The sequence below is a fragment of the uncultured Limnohabitans sp. genome, from assembly GCF_937889215.1.
Taxonomy (GTDB): Bacteria; Pseudomonadota; Gammaproteobacteria; order Burkholderiales; family Burkholderiaceae_C; genus Limnohabitans_A.
The window spans coordinates 1-1,573 of sequence record NZ_CALBEX010000386.1 but is presented as its reverse complement, the minus strand read 5'-3'; the positions used below and the strand labels follow the sequence as shown (position 1 = coordinate 1,573).

Here is a 1,573-nt window from a genome sequence, read left to right as displayed (position 1 = left end):
GGTGAAAAGCGAACAAGCCGCCCGTGAAGGCCTGCGCGAAACCCTGTTTGAAAAGTGCATCCAGCGCCAACCCAACACGGCCCGCATGCTGACCACGCAATACCGCATGCACGCGCAGATCATGGGCTTCAGCTCCGAGAAGTTTTATGGCGGCCAATTGGTGCCGCACGCCAGCGTGCGCCACGCGGGCCTGGAGGCTTATGACCCGCGCTTTGCCCCCGACCTGCCGGTGGAATTCATCGACACGGCGGGCTGCGGTTATCAAGAAGTGGCCATCCCCGAAAGCCGTTCAACCGCCAACCCCGAAGAAGCTCATTTGCTGCTGGAGCGCCTGGCGCAACTGCTGATGCCCTACGACGCCGCGGAACACGACAAACACCAACACACCCCGCTGAGCATCGGCGTCATTGCGCCGTACCGCGCCCAAATCAACTATTTAAAAGACGCCATCGAAGACAGCGAAGTGCTGAACGGTTTGCTGTTGCAACGCAGGCTCAGCGTGGGCACCGTCGATTCGTTTCAGGGCCAGGAGCGCGACATCATTGCCATCACCTTGACGCGCAGCAACCCCCAAGGCGAGATCGGCTTCCTGTCCGACATCCGCCGGATGAACGTGGGCATGACCCGCGCACGGCGCAAGCTGCTGCTGGTGGGCGATTCGTCCACGCTGTGCAGGCATCCGTTTTTTGGGGATTTGGTGGCTTATATCAAGGGGGTGGGGGGCTACCGCACGGCGCGTGAGATGGCCATTAAGGCCTGATCTTGCTGCGATTCGTCTACGCTGCTCTTGCTCAAGGCCAGCGTGACTTTCACGCCATCTTCCTTGAACGCCAGCTCGGCAGGCGACGGCAGAAAATCCACAATCACCTCAACATCGGCCATGGGCTCATCCGTGTAAACGATCTTCTTTTTCACGTCATCCAGTCCTCAATTTTCAAACCCGGCACCCGCTTGAAGTGCCGTGTGTTGTGGGTCACCAAGGGCAGGCCTAGCGCCAATGCATGCGCGGCGATTTGAGTGTCCATCTCGCCAATGGGTTGCCCGGTTTGTTGCAGGTGGGCTGCAATTTCTCCATAGCGGTCTGCGGCCTCCAGCGTCCATGGCAAAACGGGCAACTCATTGAGCAGCAAATCAATGGTTCGGCGGCGTTTGTCTTCGGCTTGCAGCAGTGCCTGCCCAAACCGTGTTTCGGCGCGGGTGATGGCGGAGATGGCGATCTCCTGCTTTTTGAGCGCCGCCAACATGCGCGTTTGCAGCGCGGCAGAGCTGTTGCGTGCAAAGTAGCCCAAGATGTTGGTGTCCACCAAAAACTTGATCACTTGCGGTCCTTGGTTTTGGCGGTGCGTTTAACAGGTGCTTTGGTCGTTGCTTTTACGGAGGCTTTTGGGGCTGTAGTCGCTTCCCAATCCGCAAACGGATTTTTGGGTGGATTGTTTTGCCGACTGGCATCCGACAAAAAGTCGTCTGGTAATGGGTTGTCTGTAATGGCAGACATCAGCGCATCTAGCCGTCTCTTGCGCAATGTCTCCGTGTCCTTGGGCTTGAGCGTGATCTCTCCCGTCACCTCGTTGCG

General features: G+C 58.2%; 4 protein-coding genes. 1 reads left to right on the top strand and 3 read right to left on the bottom strand.

Annotation, left to right across the window (positions count from 1 at the left end):
- On the top strand, positions 1–760 hold a 760-nt coding region (locus Q0341_RS09770), incomplete at its 5' end, for an ATP-binding protein (RefSeq protein WP_299512638.1).
- Here Q0341_RS09770 and Q0341_RS09765 read toward each other — a convergent pair.
- The 3 genes from Q0341_RS09765 to Q0341_RS09755 form a co-directional block, all read right to left on the bottom strand.
- Positions 724–915 carry a hypothetical protein gene (locus Q0341_RS09765; protein WP_299512635.1) on the bottom strand — a complete coding sequence of 64 codons (192 nt, stop codon included), beginning with the start codon at positions 913–915 and terminating at the stop codon, positions 724–726. The genes Q0341_RS09770 and Q0341_RS09765 overlap by 37 nt on opposite strands.
- A complete protein-coding gene (locus Q0341_RS09760) occupies positions 912–1,319 on the bottom strand; it encodes a type II toxin-antitoxin system VapC family toxin (protein ID WP_299512632.1) in 408 nt (135 codons plus the stop codon). The genes Q0341_RS09765 and Q0341_RS09760 overlap by 4 nt, the downstream gene beginning before the upstream one ends.
- The coding region (locus tag Q0341_RS09755; RefSeq protein WP_299512629.1) for a hypothetical protein at positions 1,316–1,573 on the bottom strand (258 nt) is incomplete at its 5' end. The genes Q0341_RS09755 and Q0341_RS09760, both read right to left, overlap by 4 nt.